The sequence below is a fragment of the Piscinibacter sp. XHJ-5 genome (genome assembly GCF_029855045.1).
Lineage (GTDB): Bacteria > Pseudomonadota > Gammaproteobacteria > Burkholderiales > Burkholderiaceae_C > Albitalea.
This window is the reverse complement of record NZ_CP123228.1, coordinates 5,433,771-5,451,275: the sequence shown is the minus strand read 5'-3', so window position 1 is coordinate 5,451,275 and position 17,505 is coordinate 5,433,771. Positions and strand designations below refer to the sequence as shown.

At 68.3% G+C, this 17,505-nt stretch carries 17 protein-coding genes; 12 read left to right on the top strand and 5 right to left on the bottom strand.

Annotated features, from left to right (window positions below; all coding sequences use genetic code 11):
* Nucleotides 1-24 precede the first annotated feature (24 nt).
* Genes P7V53_RS25750 through sixA form a run of 6 tightly spaced genes read left to right on the top strand, consistent with a single transcriptional unit; the run spans nt 25 to nt 6,482 of the window.
* Nucleotides 25-999, top strand: coding sequence for a tripartite tricarboxylate transporter substrate binding protein BugE (locus P7V53_RS25750; protein ID WP_280152341.1), 975 nt, complete (start codon nt 25-27; stop codon nt 997-999).
* Between the two features lie 56 nt (nt 1,000-1,055).
* Nucleotides 1,056-1,958 carry a site-specific tyrosine recombinase XerD gene (xerD, locus tag P7V53_RS25745; RefSeq protein ID WP_280152340.1) on the top strand — a complete coding sequence of 301 codons (903 nt, stop codon included), beginning with the start codon at nt 1,056-1,058 and terminating at the stop codon, nt 1,956-1,958.
* 57 nt (nt 1,959-2,015) lie between these two features.
* Nucleotides 2,016-2,891, top strand: a complete 876-nt coding sequence (locus tag P7V53_RS25740) for a UDP-2,3-diacylglucosamine diphosphatase (RefSeq protein ID WP_280152339.1) — start codon at nt 2,016-2,018, stop codon at nt 2,889-2,891.
* On the top strand, nt 2,888-3,943 hold the full coding sequence (locus P7V53_RS25735) for a glycosyltransferase family 1 protein (RefSeq protein ID WP_280152338.1): 1,056 nt from the start codon (nt 2,888-2,890) through the stop codon (nt 3,941-3,943). The genes P7V53_RS25740 and P7V53_RS25735 overlap by 4 nt, the downstream gene beginning before the upstream one ends.
* Nucleotides 3,940-6,021: a polyphosphate kinase 1 gene (gene ppk1, locus P7V53_RS25730; protein ID WP_280152337.1), complete on the top strand. Its 2,082-nt coding sequence runs from the start codon at nt 3,940-3,942 to the stop codon at nt 6,019-6,021. The genes P7V53_RS25735 and ppk1 overlap by 4 nt, the downstream gene beginning before the upstream one ends.
* Complete coding sequence (sixA, locus tag P7V53_RS25725) at nt 6,021-6,482, top strand: phosphohistidine phosphatase SixA (protein ID WP_280152336.1); 462 nt, start codon at nt 6,021-6,023, stop codon at nt 6,480-6,482. The genes ppk1 and sixA overlap by 1 nt, the downstream gene beginning before the upstream one ends.
* Nucleotides 6,483-6,501: 19 nt before the next feature.
* Here the strand turns inward: sixA and P7V53_RS25720 are convergent, their stop codons facing one another.
* Entirely contained in the window at nt 6,502-7,959 is a 1,458-nt protein-coding gene (locus P7V53_RS25720; RefSeq protein WP_280156615.1) for a Ppx/GppA phosphatase family protein, read from the bottom strand.
* 218 nt (nt 7,960-8,177) lie between these two features.
* Between P7V53_RS25720 and P7V53_RS25715 the strand changes: the two genes are divergently transcribed.
* Together P7V53_RS25715 and P7V53_RS25710 are read left to right on the top strand one after the other, a co-directional pair.
* Complete coding sequence (locus P7V53_RS25715; RefSeq protein ID WP_280152335.1) at nt 8,178-9,050, top strand: dienelactone hydrolase family protein; 873 nt, start codon at nt 8,178-8,180, stop codon at nt 9,048-9,050.
* 60 nt (nt 9,051-9,110) lie between these two features.
* On the top strand, nt 9,111-9,884 hold the full coding sequence (locus P7V53_RS25710) for a ZIP family metal transporter (RefSeq protein ID WP_280152334.1): 774 nt from the start codon (nt 9,111-9,113) through the stop codon (nt 9,882-9,884).
* Between the two features lie 9 nt (nt 9,885-9,893).
* Here P7V53_RS25710 and P7V53_RS25705 read toward each other — a convergent pair whose 3' ends face one another.
* The 4 genes from P7V53_RS25705 to P7V53_RS25690 all read right to left on the bottom strand — a co-directional run bounded on the left by P7V53_RS25705 (nt 9,894) and on the right by P7V53_RS25690 (nt 13,253).
* Nucleotides 9,894-10,328 (bottom strand): universal stress protein, encoded by a 435-nt coding sequence (locus tag P7V53_RS25705; protein WP_280152333.1) that lies wholly within the window; start codon nt 10,326-10,328, stop codon nt 9,894-9,896.
* A 74-nt stretch (nt 10,329-10,402) separates the two neighbouring features.
* Nucleotides 10,403-11,242 carry a sulfurtransferase gene (locus tag P7V53_RS25700; RefSeq protein ID WP_280152332.1) on the bottom strand — a complete coding sequence of 280 codons (840 nt, stop codon included), beginning with the start codon at nt 11,240-11,242 and terminating at the stop codon, nt 10,403-10,405.
* Between the two features lie 5 nt (nt 11,243-11,247).
* Complete coding sequence (locus P7V53_RS25695) at nt 11,248-12,138, bottom strand: DMT family transporter (protein WP_280152331.1); 891 nt, start codon at nt 12,136-12,138, stop codon at nt 11,248-11,250.
* Nucleotides 12,138-13,253: an aromatic ring-hydroxylating dioxygenase subunit alpha gene (locus tag P7V53_RS25690; protein WP_280152330.1), complete on the bottom strand. Its 1,116-nt coding sequence runs from the start codon at nt 13,251-13,253 to the stop codon at nt 12,138-12,140. The genes P7V53_RS25695 and P7V53_RS25690 overlap by 1 nt, the downstream gene beginning before the upstream one ends.
* Nucleotides 13,254-13,512: 259 nt before the next feature.
* On the opposite strand from P7V53_RS25690, the gene P7V53_RS25685 reads away from it, so the two are divergent.
* The 4 genes from P7V53_RS25685 (at nt 13,513) to folE2 (ending at nt 17,505) form a co-directional block, all read left to right on the top strand.
* Nucleotides 13,513-13,755: an exodeoxyribonuclease VII small subunit gene (locus tag P7V53_RS25685; protein ID WP_280152329.1), complete on the top strand. Its 243-nt coding sequence runs from the start codon at nt 13,513-13,515 to the stop codon at nt 13,753-13,755.
* Nucleotides 13,752-14,639 carry a farnesyl diphosphate synthase gene (locus tag P7V53_RS25680; RefSeq protein WP_280152328.1) on the top strand — a complete coding sequence of 296 codons (888 nt, stop codon included), beginning with the start codon at nt 13,752-13,754 and terminating at the stop codon, nt 14,637-14,639. The genes P7V53_RS25685 and P7V53_RS25680 overlap by 4 nt, the downstream gene beginning before the upstream one ends.
* Before the next feature lie 10 nt (nt 14,640-14,649).
* Nucleotides 14,650-16,566: a 1-deoxy-D-xylulose-5-phosphate synthase gene (dxs, locus tag P7V53_RS25675; protein WP_280152327.1), complete on the top strand. Its 1,917-nt coding sequence runs from the start codon at nt 14,650-14,652 to the stop codon at nt 16,564-16,566.
* Between the two features lie 147 nt (nt 16,567-16,713).
* Complete coding sequence (gene folE2 / locus P7V53_RS25670) at nt 16,714-17,505, top strand: GTP cyclohydrolase FolE2 (protein ID WP_280152326.1); 792 nt, start codon at nt 16,714-16,716, stop codon at nt 17,503-17,505.

The following is a 17,505-nucleotide window of genomic DNA, read 5'->3' as shown; positions in this document are numbered from 1 at the left end:
CCCCTGGCATTTCAAGGAGAACACATGCAACGCAGAACGATGCTCACCGCTTGTCTGGCCACGGCCGCGCTGTTCGCGGCCGGGAGTGCCTGGGCCCAGGCCTATCCGGCCAAGCCGGTGCGCCTCGTGGTGCCCTTCGCGCCCGGCGGCACCACCGACATCATCGCGCGCGTGCTGGCCGACAAGGTCCAGCCGGCGCTGGGTCAGCCGCTGATCGTCGAGAACAAGGGCGGTGGCGGCGGCTCCATCGGCGCGCTGGAGGTGATCAAGGCGGCGCCGGACGGCTACACGCTGGGCATGGCGACGGTCTCGACCACGGCGTCCAATCCGGCCATCAACAAGAAGATCGGCTACGACCCGGTGGCCGACTTCACGCCCATCATCAACATCGCCGCCACGCCCAACGTGATCGCGGTGCATCCGTCGTTTCCGGCCAAGGACTACAAGGGCTTTCTCGCCGAGGTGAAGGCCCATCCGGGCAAGTACAGCTTCGCGAGCTCGGGCACGGCGGCCATCGGCCACATGCAGATGGAGCTGTTCAAGAGCCTGTCGGGCACCTTCATCACGCACATCCCCTACCGCGGCGCGGGCCCGGCGCTCACCGACACGGTGGCCGGCCAGGTGCCCATGATCTTCGACAACCTGCCGTCGGCGCTGCCCTTCATCAAGGACGGCCGGCTGATCCCCATCGTCGTCGCCGCGCCGCAGCGGCTGTCGGTGCTGCCCAACGTGCCCACCTTCAAGGAAGTCGGCCTCGAGGGCGTCAACCGCATGGCCTACTACGGCGTGCTGGGCCCCAAGGGACTGCCGGCCGACGTGGTCAACAAGGTGGCCGCGGCGGTGAAGAAGACGGTCGAGGATCCCGGCGTGAAGAAGCGCATCGAGGACACCGGCTCCATCCTCATCCTGAACACGCCGGCGCAATTCGCCTCGCAGATCAAGGCGGAGTACGACATCTACAAGGAAGTGGTGCAGAAGCAGAACCTCAAGCTCGACTGAGCCGGTTCGCTTGAGAGAATCGGGGAGCCCTCGCGGCTCCCCGTTTCGTTCGTGCCATGACACCGACCATCGCCAGCCAGGAAGCGATCAGCCGTTTCATCGATGCGCTGTGGATCGAGGACGGCCTGTCGGCCAACACGCTGGCGGCGTACCGGCGCGACCTGTCGCTCTACGCCGGCTGGCTCGCCGAGGCCCAGGGCCGCGCCCTGAACGACAGCACCGAATCCGACCTGCGCGCCTACGCGGTCGCGCGTCACGCCGGCAGCCGGGCGAGCAGCACGAACAGGCGCCTGACGGTGTTCAAGCGCTACTTCCGCTGGGCACTGCGTGAGCACCTGATCGCGGCCGATCCGACGCTGCGGCTGATCGCCGCGCGGCAGCCGATGCGCGTTCCCAAGTCGCTCAGCGAAGCGCAGGTCGAGGCGCTGCTGGCGGCGCCCGATGTGGAAACGCCGCTGGGCCTGCGCGACCGCACCATGCTCGAGCTCATGTACGCCAGCGGGCTGCGGGTCAGCGAGCTCGTCGGCCTGAAGACCGTGCACCTGAGCCTGAGCGACGGCGCGCTGCGCGTCACCGGCAAAGGCGCGAAGGAACGGCTGGTGCCCTTCGGCGAGGAGGCGCATGCCTGGCTGCGGCGCTACCTTGCCGACGCGCGCGCAGACATCCTCCGCGGGCAGGCGAGCGACGCGCTGTTCGTCACGGCGCGCGGCGGACCCATGACGCGGCAGATGTTCTGGAAGCTGATCAAGCAGCATGCGCTGCGCGGCGGCGTCGCCGTGCCGCTGTCGCCGCACACCTTGCGCCACGCCTTCGCGACGCACCTGCTCAACCACGGCGCCGACCTGCGGGCGGTCCAGATGCTGCTGGGTCATGCCGACATCTCCACGACGACGATCTACACGCACGTGGCGCGGGAGCGCCTTCGAACGCTGCATGCGCAGCATCATCCGCGCGGGTAGCTCGGCAGTGAGCGGCAGTCACTGCCATGTCACTTCGGGCTGCAACCATGCGCGTCCATGCAAGCCGATGCCGCCCTCCTGCGCGCATGGACCGATGTGGCAGGTCCGGGCGAAGCCGTGGCCGACGAGCCGAAGCGGCGCTACCGCAGCGTCTGGATCTCCGACCTGCACCTGGGCACGCCCGGCTGTCAGGCCGAGGCGCTGCTCGACTTCCTGAAGCACGTCGAGAGCGACAACCTGTTCCTGGTCGGCGACATCATCGACGGCTGGCAGCTGCGACGCAGCTGGTACTGGCCGCAGGCGCACAACGACGTGATCCAGAAGGTGCTGCGCAAGGCGCGCAAAGGCACGCGCGTCGTCTTCATCCCGGGCAACCACGACGAGTTCGCCCGTCGCTACGTCGAGCACAACTTCGGCGGGGTCGATGTGGCCGAGGAGTGGATCCACGAGACCGCCGACGGCCGCAAGCTGTGGATCGTCCACGGTGACCTGTTCGACGGCGTGATCCAGTGCGCCAAGTGGCTGGCGCATGTCGGCGACTCGCTGTACGAGTTCACGCTGAGACTCAACCGGCATCTCAATTCGCTGCGGGCGCGGCTGGGGCTGCCGTACTGGTCGCTGTCGAAATACCTCAAGCTGAAGGTCAAGCGCGCGGTGAGCTACGTCGGCGACTTCGAGGCGGCGGTGGCGCGAGAGGCGCGCAAGCGCGGCGTGCACGGCGTGGTGTGCGGGCACATCCACCACGCCGAGCTCCGCGACATCGACGGCATCCTCTACGCGAATGACGGCGACTGGGTCGAGAGCCTCACCGCGCTCGTCGAGCACGCCGACGGGCGGCTCGAGATCCTCGACTGGTCGAAGCGCCTGCCGGCCGAGCTGCAGCCGGTGAGCCTGCAGGTGCCGCTGCCTTCGCCGGCGGTCGAGGCGCTGTGAAGCTCGCGCTGGTCACCGACGCCTGGCTGCCGCAGGTCAATGGCGTCGTCACGACATTGCTCGAGCTGCAGGAAGGACTGTGGTCGGCGGGACACGAGGTGCTGGTGATCGAGCCTTCGAGCTTTCGCCGCTTCGCCTGCCCCGGCTACCGCGAAATCGAGCTGGCGTGGCGTCCGGCCAGGCAGGTCGAGCAGCTGCTCGACGGCGCCGACCCCGACGCCGTCCACATCGCCACTGAGGGCCCCCTCGGCACGGCGGCGCGCCGCCATTGCCTGCGTCGCGGCCTGGCGTTCACCACCGCGTTCCACACGCGCTTTCCCGACATCCTGGCCAAGGCGCTGCACATTCCCGAGCGCTGGGGCTACGCCTGGTTCAAGCGCTTTCACGCGCCGTCGGCCGGCGTGATGGTGCCCACCGCGGGCATGCTGGGCATCCTGCGCGGGCACGGGTTCGCCAACCTGCGGGCCTGGTCGCACGGCGTCGACCTGAGCCTGTTCGAGCCGCTGCACGGCGTCGATCTGGGCCTGCCGCGGCCGATCTTCCTGTACGTCGGCCGCGTGTCCTACGAGAAGAACCTCGAGGCCTTCCTGCGCCTGGACCTGCCCGGCTCCAAGCTCGTCTATGGCGTCGGGCCGCTGCTGGAGAAGCTGCGGGGCCGCTACCCGCATGTGCATTGGCGGGGCGTCGTGCCGCGCACGGAACTGGTTCGCGTGTACAGCGGGGCCGATGTCTTCGTCTTTCCCAGCCACAGCGAGACCTTCGGCCTGGTCATGCTGGAGGCGATGGCGTGTGGCACGCCGGTGGCCGCCTTTCCGGTGCCGGGACCGCTGGACGTGGTGGGAGATTCCGACGGCGGCGTGCTGCATGACGACCTGCGCCAGGCGGCGCTGCAGGCGCTGGACATTCCGCGCGAACGCGCCCGCGCGCGGGCGCTCCATTTCGACTGGCGCCCGGTATGCGAGCAGTTCGTCGACTTCCTCGTGCCGGCAAGAAGTACACGGACCGACGCTGTCACGAAAGCGCCACCAAATCTTCATAAACTGGGAACATGAGTCCCGACATCGCTGCGGCGAGTGCACTGCCTGCACTGCTCAGCCGCGAACATGCCATCCTCGAGTTCAACCGCCGCGTCCTCGCGCAGGCGCGCCGCGTCGATGTCCCGCTGCTCGAGCGGCTTCGCTACATCTGCATCGTGTCGTCCAACATGGACGAGTTCTTCGAGGTGCGCTTCGCCGACTACATCGAGGCCGCGCGCCTGCCCAACGCCGGCGTGTCAAACCGCGACCTCGAGGCGGTGGCCGCCGAGGCGCACGCGCTGATCGACGATCAGTACGCCGCCTTCAACGACGACGTGATGCCGCTGCTGCACCGGGAAGGCATCGTCATCCTCAACCATGCCGACCGCGACGAGGGCCAGCGCCGCTGGGTGGATCAGTTTTTCCAGAAGCAGGTGCGGCCGCTGCTGGTGCCGGTCGGCCTCGACCCGTCTCACCCCTTCCCGCAGGTCGCCAACAAGTCGCTGAATTTCATCGTGCGGCTGGCCGGCCGCGACGCTTTCGGGCGCGAGAACACCATCGCGATCGTCAAGGTCCCGCGCGTTCTGCCGCGGGTGATCCGTCTGCCCGGACCGCTGGCGCCCCGAGGCAAGCAGGCCTTCGTGCTGCTCACCAGCGTGATTCGCGCGCACCTCGGCGAGCTTTTCCCGGGCCGCTATGTCGAAGCGTTCTCGCAGTTCCGGGTCACGCGCGACTCGGACCTCGACGTCGACGAGGACGACGTCACCAACCTGCGTCAGGCGCTGCGCACCGGGCTCACCACGCGCCATTTCGGCCAGGCGATCCGGCTCGAGGTCGTCAACACCTGTCCGGCGGAGCTTTCCGAATTCCTGCTGCAGCAGTTCGGCCTGCCCAATGCCGCGCTGTACCGCGTGAACGGACCGGTGAACCTGGTGCGCCTCAACCAGCTCATCGACCAGGCCGATGCGCCGGCGCTCCGCTTTCCAACGTTCGAAGGCGTCTGGCCGCAAGGCCGGCTGCCGCGGCAGCAGTCGGTGTTCGAGCGGCTGCGCAGCGGGGACGTGCTGCTGCACCACCCGTTCGAGTCCTTCGAGCCCGTCGTGCAGTTCCTGCGCGAGGCCGTGTACGACCCCGATGTGCTGGCCATCAAGCAGACCATCTACCGCACCGGCAGCGAATCGCCGCTGATGGACCTGCTCATCGAGGCGGCGCGCCGCGGCAAGGAAGTGATGGCAGTGGTGGAGCTCAAGGCCCGCTTCGATGAGGAGGCCAACATCAACTGGGCCGAGCGCCTCGAGGCGGTCGGCGCCCAGGTCGTCTACGGCATCGTCGGACTCAAGACCCACGCGAAGCTGCTGCTCGTCACCCGCCGCGAGGATGGCCGGCTGCGCCGCTATGCGCACCTGTCCACGGGCAACTACAACCCGAAGACGGCGCGCCTGTACACCGACATCGGCTACCTCACCGCCGATCCTGAGCTGACGGGCGACGCCGACGCGGTGTTCCAGCAGCTCGCCAGCCTGGGGAAGACCAAGCCGCTGCGCCAGCTGCTGCAGGCCCCTTTCACGCTGCATCGCAAGACACTGCACGCCATCGAAGCCGTGACCGCGGCCGCGCGCGACGGCGGGCCCGCCCGCATCGTCGCCAAGCTGAACGCGCTCACCGACGTGCCGCTCATCGAAGCGCTGATCCGCGCCGGCCGGGCGGGCGCGGACATCGATCTCGTCGTGCGCGGCGCGTGCATGCTGCCGCCCGGCATCCCCGACGTGACCGACCGCATCCGCGTGCGCTCCATCGTGGGCCGCTTCCTCGAGCATTCGCGGGTGCTGTATTTCCGCTGGGGCCGTGGTGTCGAGGACGAAGCGCTGTACCTGTCGAGCGCCGACTGGATGAGCCGCAACATGTTCCGCCGCATCGAGGTGGCATGGCCGATCCGCGACGCAGCGCTGCGGCAGCGCGTGATCGACGAATGCCTTGTGCCGTATTTGCACGATCGCTGCGATGCGTGGAGGCTGGACGCGGACGGCGGCTATCAGCGCGTGGGCACGGACGGGCCGAGCGCGCAGCACGCGCTGATGCAGCTCTACCAGCCGGACACGGGGACGGACGCTTGATGGACCTGATTCTCTGGCGCCATGCGGAGGCGCACGTTCAGCGCGAAGGCCAGGACGACCTCGAACGCGCACTCACGGCGAAGGGCGAGCGCCAGGCGCAGCGCATGGCGGAGTGGTTGAACCAGCGCATCGCGCATTCCACGCGCATCCTGGTCAGTCCTGCACTGCGTTGCCAGCAGACGGCCAAGGCGCTGGGCAAGAGCTTCAAGACGGTCGACTCGATCGCCCCGGACGTGCCCACCGACAACCTGCTCAAGGCCGCCCGCTGGCCCGATTCGCCCGAGCCCGTGCTCATCGTCGGACATCAGCCGACGCTCGGTCTGGCGGCGGCCTTGCTGCTGACCGGCGAGGAGCAGCCCTGGGCGATGAAGAAGGGCGCGGTGTGGTGGCTGCGGCACCGCGATCGGGACGGGGATGTGCAGGTGGTCCTGCAGGCGGTGCAGGCGCCGGATTGCCTGTGACGGGTGCCTCGGGGTTGCGCTAGGCACGCAACTCCAGCTGCAGCGGCCCACCGCGCTCCCAGGCCGCCACCTCCTCGTTGAGCAGGTGCAGCGTGCGCGGATGCGTATCGGCCCATTGCCCCGGCACCGACAGGGCTGCGACGCTGCCGCTGCGTCGCAGCGCCAGGGCCTGCGGATCGACCTGCCCGCGCGCATGGCAGGCGATGATCGCGATGCGCAGGCACATCACCTGCCACGCAAACTCTTCCTGAACCAGGCTGGCCTCGACCTTGCGAAGGCCGCCCCGCTGCGCCAGCACGAGCTCGGCCAGCCGCCGCTGCTGCGACTGCGAAAAGCCGGGCGCATCGACATGCCCGAGCACATAGGCACTGTGCCGGTGGTGGTCGTGGTGCGAGACCATCATGCCGACCTCGTGCAGCGCACAGGCCCACTGCAGTTCCCGCCGCGCTTCACGGTCGGCCCGCGGCCGCACGCGCTCGTGCAGCGACTCGGCCACCGTGCGCACCCGCTCGGCGTGCTCCACGTCGACGATGAACCGGCGCTGCAGCTCGTGCACCGACGCATCGCGGATGTCGTGGCCGTCGGCGTGGTGCGCTGCCTCGAGGCGTTCGTCGAGATCGAAGATCACGCCTTGCCGCAAGGCGCCGCGGGCGGGCCACAGCTCCTGGATGCCGAAGTGCATCGCCAGCGTGTAGAGAATGGCCAGGCCACCCGCGATGACCGCACGGCGGTCGTCCTTGAGCCCCGGCAGCGACAGCCGCTCGACGCGTCCGGCCTGCAGGCACTGCTCCATCAGCCAGCGCAGCCCCGGGGGCGTGATGCGGCCATCCGTCACATGACTGGCCGAGAGCAGCTGCGACACCGCGCCTACCGTGCCCGAAGAGCCCAGCGCCTCGCTCCAGTGCGAAGACGCAAACGGCTCCAGCGCTTCCTCGAGCTCGGCGCCCGCGGCCACCTGCGCGGCGCGAAACGCGGCCTCGGTGAACCGGCCGTCGCCGAAGTACTTCATGGACAGGCTCACGCTGCCCACCTGGAACGACTCTGCGCGCTTCGGGATGCGGCTGCGCCCGAGGATCATCTCGGTCGAGCGCCCGCCGATGTCCACCACCAGCCGCGGCCGCTCCGAGGGCTGCAGCCGCGCCACGCCGGCGTAGATGAGGCGCGCTTCCTCGCGGCCGGAGATGACCTCGATCGGCTGCCCGAGAACCGGGCGCGCGCGGGCCAGGAAGGCATCGCGGTTGCGCGCCTCGCGCAGCGTCTGCGTCGCGACCGCGCGAACCTGCGACGGCAGGAAGCCCTGAAGCCGCTTGGCGAAGCGCGACAGGCACTCCAGGCCGCGGGCGATCGCCTCCTCGGTGAGCAGGCCTTTGTCGTCGAGCCCGCCGCCGAGGCGCACGGTCTCCTTGAGGTAGTCGATGCGCCGATAGCGGCCTTGGTGAAGCTGGCCGATCTCGAGGCGGAAGCTGTTCGACCCCATGTCGATCGCGGCCAGCTGGCCCGGCCACCGCGTCGTGGGCTTGTCCTCTGCGGCTCGCGCCACGGCGGTTGCGTCATTCATGCCGCGCATTGTCACGGCAAAGCTTGACGTCCCGACGCAGCTCGCACACAAGTCCGCAAGGACGAAACGGATGCGTGCCATGCGTTCGTTCCTAGAATGCGCCCTTCGTCTTGCCCACTCCAAGGAGAGAACCCGACATGCTTCGCAACGATGTGGACAGCCTGACACCCTCGCGCGACTTCACGCGTCGCGACTTCGTGCAGACCGCGGTAGGCAGCGGCTTCGCCGCCGCGGTCCTGCCGGTGAGCGCGCAGACCATCAGCACCGACAGCGCAGGGCTCACCGCCGGCGCGATCACCATCCCGGTGAGGGACTTCAAGATGCCGGCGTACCGCGCGGCGCCGGCCGGCAAGACAAACCTGCCGGTGGTGCTGGTCATCTCGGAGATTTTCGGCGTGCATGAATACATTGCCGATGTCGCCCGCCGGTTTGCCAAGCTGGGCTACCTGGCCATCGCGCCCGAGCTGTTCGTGCGCCAGGGCGATGCCAAGGCGCCCACCGAGATTTCGAAGCTCCTCGCGGACATCGTCGACAAGGTGCCCGACGAGCAGGTCATGGGGGACCTGGACGCGAGCGCCGCCTGGGCCAAGGCCAATGGCGGCGACACCGGCCGACTCGCCGTGACCGGGTTCTGCTGGGGCGGTCGCCAGACCTGGCTCTACGCCGCACACAGCCCCTCGGTGAAAGCCGCGGTCGCCTGGTACGGCCGACTGGCGGGCGAGAGCACGCCGCTTGCGCCGCGCCACCCCATCGACGTCGCCGACAAGCTGAACGGGCCGGTGCTCGGTCTGTACGGCGCCGCCGACCAGGGCATCCCGCTCGACACGGTGGAGAAGATGAAGGCCGCGCTCGCCAAGGGCAGTGCCGCGGCTAGGAAGTCCGAGTTCGTGGTCTATCCCGACACGCCGCACGGCTTCCACGCCGACTACCGGCCCGGCTATCGCAAGGCGGCTTCCGAGGACGGCTGGCAGCGCTGCATCGCCTGGCTCAAGGCGAACGGCGTCGCCTGATCGCGCACAATCGGAGCCTCGACAGGCCGCGCATCGCGCGGCCTGTTCATTGATGCGCCCATGACCCTGTTCTACATCGTCCTCGCCACCTTTGCCGGCGGCCTGCTGTCAGTCGTGATTGCCGCCACGCTGACCGTCAACGTGCTGACGCGCGTGGTGCGCGATCTGGTCAGCCTGTCGGCGGGCGTGCTGCTGGGCACGGCGCTGCTCAACGTGCTGCCCGAGGCATTCGAGAGCAAGGCCGCGCCGCACAGCCTGTTCGCGACGCTGCTGGCTGGACTGATGTTCTTCTTCCTGCTGGAGAAGGCGGAGCTGTACCGCCACCAGCACCACCACGAGGGCGACGAGCACCACCACCATCACGGCTTCGACCGCCAGCAGGCGGGTCGCGGCGGATGGTCCGTGCTGATGGGCGACAGCATCCACAACTTCTGCGACGGCATCATCATCGCCGCGGCCTTCCTCACCGACGTGCAGATCGGCATCGTGACCTCGCTGGCCATCGTCGCGCACGAGATCCCGCAAGAGGTCGGCGACTACATCGTGCTGCTGAACGCCGGCCTCGGGCGCCGCAAGGCGCTGCTGTACAACGCCGCCTCGGGCCTGGCCGCGGTGGCCGGCGGGGTGATCGGGTATTTCGTCGTCGGTCCCTGGCAGCAGCTCTTTCCCTACCTGCTGGTCGTCGCCTCGAGCAGCTTCATCTACGTGGCAGTGGCCGACCTGATCCCGCAGCTGCAGCACCGCCTGTCATGGCGCGACACGGCAGCTCAGCTGGCCTGGCTGGGCGGCGGCCTGGTGATCGTCGTGGTCGCGATCAGCACGCTGCACCACTGACGCGCGGGTTCAGCGCACCACCAACACCGGGATCTTCGAGTGCGTCAGCACCTTCTGGGTCTCGCTGCCGAGCAGCAGCGCCGTGACGCCGCGCCGCCCGTGTGACGCCATCACGAGCACGTCGCAGCCCATGCGCTGGGCGTGTTCGATGATCGCCTCCCACGGATGCAGTGCCTCGATGGTGTGCGCTTCGCAGTCGACGCCCTGAGCCTCGGCGGCTTCGCGCACGTCCTGGATGCGGCGCGCGGCGATGCGCTCCTGAGCCTCGAAGAACTCCTGTGGCGGCGTCGGCTGCATCTCCGAGATCGCGCTGTAGGGGAAGGGCTCCTTCACGCTGATCGTGTACAGCCGTGCATTGAGCGACTTGGCCAGGCGGATCGCGGTGTCGACGGCCTTGGCGGTGATGTCCGAGCCGTCGGTGGGAACGAGGATGCGCTGGAACATGATCACCTCCATCGGAGTGTCGGGTGCTGGAATGGTCCTTCAGCACCCGTGTTCCGTCAAACGCCTGCGCGGCCTCAACCCTTGGCGATCGGACGAGCGGAATCCGCGGACCACTCGCTCCAGGAGCCGGGGTACAGCATGCCGATGCCCAGCCCGGCGATCGCCATCGCCAGCACGTTGTGGCAGGCGGTGACGCCGGATCCGCAGTAATGCACCACCTGGCCGGCGGGCTCGGGCGCCAGCGGCTCGAGCTCGGCGCGCAGCTGATCGGCCGGCTTGAAGCGACCGTCCGCAGCGAGGTTGTCCTGGAAGAAGCGGTTGGTGGCGCCCGGGATGTGGCCCGGCTCCTTGTCCAGCGGTTCGATCTCGCCGCGGAAGCGCTCCGGGGCGCGTGCATCGACCAACCGCACCCGGCCCAGCTGCGCGGCCATGCCGGCAGCGTCGATGGCGGCGACGAGCGGCGACGCCTGCGGGTAAGGCGGCGCCAGGTCCACGGTCGGCACGGCCGAGTCGGACTGGCCGCCGGCGGCCTGCCACGCCGACCAGCCGCCGTCCAGCACGGCGACCTCGTCGTGGCCCAGCCAGCGCAGCATCCACCAGGCGCGTGCGGCGTAGGCGCCTTGCTGGCGGTCGTAGACCACGACCGGCGTTTCCGGCGTAATGCCCAGGCGGCCGGCCGTCACGGCAAATGCCTCGCGCGTCGGCAGCGGATGGCGCCCGTTGGCTCCGCTCTTGGCACCCACCAGGTCGCGATCGAGGTGCACGTACCGCGCGCCCGGCACGTGGGCCTCGCGGTACAGGCGTTCGCCGGCCGCCGGGTCGCCCAGGTCGAAACTCGCGTCCAGCACGACGAGCCGATGCCCGCGCCGCAGCAATGCCCGCAGCGCCTGCGCGCTGATCAGAGGTTTGTCCATGGTGCTCATGTCTCGGTGGAGGGCGCGACGCTGCTCGCGGTCACCACCCGGGTGCGCAGAAGCGTCGCCCGCACGCCCGCCGCGACGATCAGCAGCATGCCGACGACCGCCAGCCACGTGATGCGATCGCCAAACAGCAGCACGCCATAGAGGAAGGAAAACGCGATGCCGAGGTATTGCAGGCTTGCGTTGACCAGCGGACGACCCTTGGCGTACGCCCGGGTGATCATCAGTTGTGCGACGGTGGCCAGCACGCCGACCGCCAGCAGCAGGCCGATGCCGCCCCAGGTGTGGGCGTGCCAGCCGGCCAGCGAGCTGAGCAGCGCTCCCCCGAAGATGCCGCCGACCGAGAAATAGAAGACGATGCGTCCCTCGGGCTCCCCGGCGCGGCCGAGAGAAGTGACCTGCAGGTAGGCCATCGCCGATACCATGCCCGACAGCAGTCCGGCGAGTCCGTGCCAGAGCTGCTGCTCCTCGATGGTGGGTCGCAGGATCAGGGCGACGCCGGTGAACCCGAGCAGCACCGCGACGACGAGCCGGCGGTCGACCGGACGCGTGCGGAAGACCGCGGCGCTGCCCAGCAGGAACAGCGCCATCCAGACCGACGACGAGTAGTTCAGCGTCATCGCGGTGGCCAGCGGCAGGTTGCCGATCGCGTAGAACCACAGGCAAAGGGCCGTGACGCCCGTCAGGCTGCGCCAGAAGTGCCTGGCCGGAACGGCGGTGCGCAGCGTCGTGCCCTTCCAGACGGTGGCCACGCCGATCATCAATGCGCCGACAAGACCGCGATAGAAGACGATCTCGCCGCTGCCGTACTGCGCCGAGGCCAGCTTCACGCACACGCCCATCGTCGCGAACAGCAGCGACGCCAGCACCATCAGCCAGGGGGCCGACATCACGCCCTGCGTTTCATCATCACTCGCCGGTACCACTCGTGGAACTGCTGCATGCCGTCTTCCATCGGGCTCTGGTAGGGGCCGGCCTCGTCGTCGCCGCGTTCCATCAGCGCCTTGCGGCCGGCGTCCATGCGCAACGCGATCTCGTCGTCTTCCACGCAGGTTTCCCAATAGGCGGCCTGCTGGGCCTGGACGAATTCCGGCTCGAAGGCCGCGATCTCCTCGGGGTAGTAGAACTCGACCACGTTGAGCGTCTTCTGCGGTCCCTTGGGGTACAGCGTGGAGACCACCAGCACATGCGGGTACCACTCGATCATGACGTTCGGGTAGTAGGTGAGCCAGATGGCGCCGTACTTGGGAGGCACGCCGTTGCGGTAGGCCAGCACCGCGTCGTGCCACTTGCGGTAGGTGGCCGATCCGGCCTTGGCCAGCGCGTTCTTGGTTCCGACGGTCTGCACCGAGTATTCGTCGCCGAATTCCCAGCGCAGGTCTTCGCAGGTCACGAACTGGCCGAGCCCTGGATGGAAAGGTGCGACGTGATAGTCCTCGAGGTAGACCTCGATGAAGGTCTTCCAGTTGTAGTCGCACTCGTGAAGCTGCACCTTGCCGAGCACGTGGCCGCTGAAATCGAGATCCGCCTTGGACCCCAGCTGCGCCAGGTCGGCGGCGATGTCGCGGCCGTTGTCCTCGAACACCATGCCGTTCCAGGTGCGGGTACGGTAGTTGTTGAGGTTGAGGCAGGGATCGTGGGCGAAGTGCGGCGCGCCGATGAGCTGGCCCTGCAGATCGTAGGTCCAGCGGTGCAGGGGGCAGACGATGTTGCTGCGCGTGTTGCCTCGGCCGCGCAGCATCACGGCCTGGCGATGACGGCAGACATTGGAGATGAGCTCCACGCCCTTCGGCGTGCGCACCAGCGCGCGGCCCTCCGATTCGTGGGCCAGCGCGTGATAGTCGCCCACTTCCGGCACGGAGAGCTCGTGGCCGATGTAGCGCGGTCCGCGCTGGAAGAGGAGCTCCATCTCGCAACGAAACAGGTCGTCGTCGAAGTAACTGCTGACCGAGAGTTGTGAACGGCTTCGTTCAAGAGCTTCGAGGGTGATGCTCAGGTCGGACATGATCCCCAGGATCTCCAAAAACCAATGTCGAACCGCCCCCGTGAGCCGGGAAGGGGCCGCCTTGTGCCCCGCAAGACCGGCGATGGGGGAAAGAAAGCCCGCGGAACGCAGAAAGCGGCTCTGCGGCGGGCCGCGGATTGTACCCGTGGGGTGCGTGATGCACGTTCCAGACGGGTTGAAGCGACCCCACCGACTTGGGGCCGCGCCGGGGTTTCTCAATATGTCGTGACGACTACAATCGAGGTTTCACCTCGCGAAAATGTCCTCGTCCCCTCAGACTTCTGCGCAAGCCACCGTACCCGCCACGTACGAGGACGCTCTGGCCGAGCTGGAGCGTTTGGTCGCGGCGATGGAAGGCGGACAGCTTCCCCTGGATCAACTGCTGCGCAGCTACCAGCGCGGCGCAGAGTTGCTGGCGTTCTGCCGCTCGCGGCTCGAAGCCGTCGAGCAACAGGTCAAGGTCCTCGAGGAGGGACAGCTCAAGCCCTGGATGCCCGCATGAAGCGAGCCGAATTCGATCAATGGGCCCGCCAGCAGCTTGACGCGGTCGAGGCGGCGCTGGACCGGTGGGTGCCTGAAAACGCACCGGCAGGCCTCGGCCTGGCCATGCGCTATGGCGTGCTCGATGGCGGCAAGCGTGTGCGGCCGCTGCTCGTGCTGGCCGCTGCGCAGGCCGTGGGCGGCCAGCACGAGGCCGCCTTGCGCGCGGCCTGCGCGGTGGAGCTCATCCATGCCTACTCGCTGATCCACGACGACATGCCCTGCATGGACAACGACGTGCTGCGGCGGGGAAAGCCGACGGTGCACGTGCAGTTCGGCGAGGCGCAGGCCATGCTCGCCGGCGATGCGATGCAGGCCCTGGCCTTCGAGATCCTCACCCCCGATGAGGGCGTGCCGCCCGCGCTGCAGGCGCGCCTGTGTGCCTTGCTGGCGCGCGCTGCGGGCCACGACGGCATGGCCGGCGGACAGGCCATCGACCTGGCCAGCATCGGCCTTCCGCTCGACGAGCACACGCTGCGCGACATGCACCACCGCAAGACAGGCGCCCTGCTGCAGGCCAGCGTCCTGATGGGTGCGGCCTGCGGCACGACCACGCCGCCGCAATGGCAGGCGCTGAGCGACTTCGGCGATGCCGTCGGCCTGGCCTTCCAGGTCGTCGACGACATTCTCGATGTGACGCAGGCGTCCGAAACGCTCGGCAAGACGGCCGGCAAGGACCTGCACAACAACAAGCCCACGTATGTGACCGTGCTGGGCCTCGATGCGGCCCGCCGGCATGCCGCCGAGCTCCGCGACAAGGCCCAGGCGGCCCTCGCCCGAAGCGGCCTGACCCACGCCGCCTGGCTCAGCCTGCTGGCCGACAAGGTCGTGGACCGCGACAACTGAAGCTGCCTCGATGAACCACACCCTGCTTCAATCCATCAACAGCCCCGCCGACGTGCGCCGGTTGTCGCGGACCGATCTCAAGCAGCTTGCCGTCGAGCTGCGTGACTTCGTGCTGCAAAGCGTGTCACAGACGGGCGGGCACCTGTCGTCCAACCTCGGCACGGTCGAGTTGACGATCGCGCTGCATCACGTGTTCAACACGCCGCACGACCGCCTGGTGTGGGACGTGGGCCATCAGACCTACCCGCACAAGATCCTCACCGGCCGGCGCGACCGCATGCCCACGTTGCGCCAACTGGGGGGAATCAGCGGATTCCCGCGCCGCGACGAGAGCGAATACGACACCTTCGGCACCGCTCATTCGTCGACGTCCATCTCGGCCGCACTGGGCATGGCGATCGCCGCCCGGATGAAGGGCGAGAAGCGCAAGGCTGTCGCCATCATCGGCGACGGCGCGATGACCGCCGGCATGGCATTCGAGGCGCTCAACAACGCCGGCATGCCGCACGCCTGCGGCCACCCCGACATGCTGGTGATCCTGAACGACAACGACATGTCGATCTCGCCGCCGGTCGGCGCACTGAACCGGTATCTCGCGCGCCTGATGAGCGGCAAGTTCTACACCGCAGCCCGCGAGGGCGCCAAGCAAGTGCTGAAGAACGCGCCGCCGCTGTTCGAGCTGGCGCGTCGCTTCGAGGAGCACGCCAAGGGCATGGTGGTGCCCGGCACGATCTTCGAGGAGTTCGGGTTCAACTACGTCGGCCCCATCGACGGCCATGACCTCGATTCGCTGATCCCGACGCTCGAGAACCTGCGCGACAAGCCGGGTGCCCAATTCCTGCACGTGGTCACCAAGAAAGGCTATGGCTACAAGCTGGCCGAGGCCGATCCGGTGAATTACCACGGACCCGGCAAGTTCGATCCCAAGGTGGGCTTGCAGAAGCCGACCAAGCCGCCCAAGCCGACCTTCACGCAGGTTTTCGGCCAATGGCTGTGCGACATGGCCGAGAAGGACAAGCGTCTGGTGGGCATCACGCCCGCGATGCGCGAAGGCTCCGGCATGGTCGAGTTCGAACGTCGCTTTCCGGCGCGCTACCACGATGTGGGCATCGCCGAGCAGCACGCGGTGACCTTCGCCGCCGGTCTCGCCTGCGAGGGGCTCAAGCCTGTGGTGGCGATCTATTCCACCTTCCTGCAGCGCGCCTACGACCAGCTCATCCACGACGTCGCCATCCAGAACCTGCCCATCGTGTTCGCGCTCGACCGCGCCGGCCTCGTTGGCGCCGACGGCGCCACGCATGCCGGCGCCTACGACATCGCCTACCTGCGCTGCATTCCGAACATCGGCGTGCTGACCCCCGCCGACGAGAACGAATGCCGCCAGGCGCTGTACACCGCCTTCCTGCGGGACCATCCGACAGCGGTTCGCTACCCCCGCGGCGTCGGCATCGGCGCCGAGATCCAGGCCGAGATGACATCCATTCCGTTCGGCCGCGGCGAGGTCCGCCGCGAGGCCGGCCGCGCGCCGGGGCAGGGCAAGCGCATCGCCATCCTGGCCTTCGGTCCGCTGCTGTACCCCGCGCTGCAGGCCGCCGAGCGGCTCGACGCCACGGTCGCCAACATGCGCTTCGTCAAGCCGCTCGATGTCGCGCTGGTGACAGAACTGGGGCGCAGCCATGATGCAATCGTCACCGTGGAAGAAGGCTGCACGATGGGCGGCGCCGGCAGCGCGGTGATGGAGGCGCTGGGGGCCGCCGGCATCATGACTCCGGTGCTCACGTTGGGACTGCCCGACGAGTTCATCGAGCATGGAGATCCCGCCAAGCTGCTCGCGATGTGCGGGCTCGATGCGGCGGGCATCGAGCAGTCGGTTCTCAAGCGCTTCGGCGCGCGCCCGGCCCTCGTTCGTCCGGCGGTCAACCACTGAGGGCGCGGTCGGCCGTTGCGGGACGCGCAACGCTGTGTTCATGTCCTTCGCATCACAGGGGCGCGCGATTGGTGAGATGCTTGGTCCGGTCACGGGGTCGGAAGGACCACGCAGCCCGCTTCGCCGCGGGGGGCTTCAATGAATCACATGAGCAATCTGAAAGACGCACTGCACATTCCCGACACGCAAAGCGAGCGTGACGAGCGCCACCTCGCGATCCAGCGGGTCGGCGTGAAGGACGTGCGCTATCCGGTGGAACTGCGCATCGGCAAGGCGGTGCTGCCCACCGTCGCGCAGTGGGACCTCGACGTCGCGTTGCCTGCGGAGCAGAAGGGCACGCACATGTCGCGCTTCGTCGCCTGGCTCGATGCGATCGATGCGCCGCTCGATGCCGCTACCCTGCGCAGCGGCATGGCTGCGATGCTCGACAAGCTGCACGCGACCGAAGGACGCATCGAAGCGCGCTTTCCCTTCTTCCTGCGCAAGCGTGCGCCGGTGTCGGGTGTCGAGAGCCTGCTCGAGTACCAGGGCCGCTGGATCGCCGACGCGCGCGGCACCACGACCAGCGTGTGGGCCGAGGTGGTGGTGCCGGTGAAGTCGCTGTGCCCCTGCTCCAAGGAAATCTCCGACTACGGCGCGCACAACCAGCGTTCGCACGTCACCATCCGCGTCGAGCTCAAGCAGGACATCGAATGGACCGAGCTCGTGCGCTTCGCCGAGGACAGCGCATCGAGCGAGGTCTGGCCCATGCTCAAGCGCGCCGACGAGAAGTGGGTCACCGAGCGCGCGTACGAGAACCCCAAGTTCGTCGAAGACCTGGTGCGTGACGTGGCACTGCGGCTCAACGCCGATGAGCGCGTGGGGCGCTACAGCGTCGACGTGGAGAACTTCGAGTCGATCCACGCGCACTCGGCGTACGCGAGGATCGAGCGGACCTGA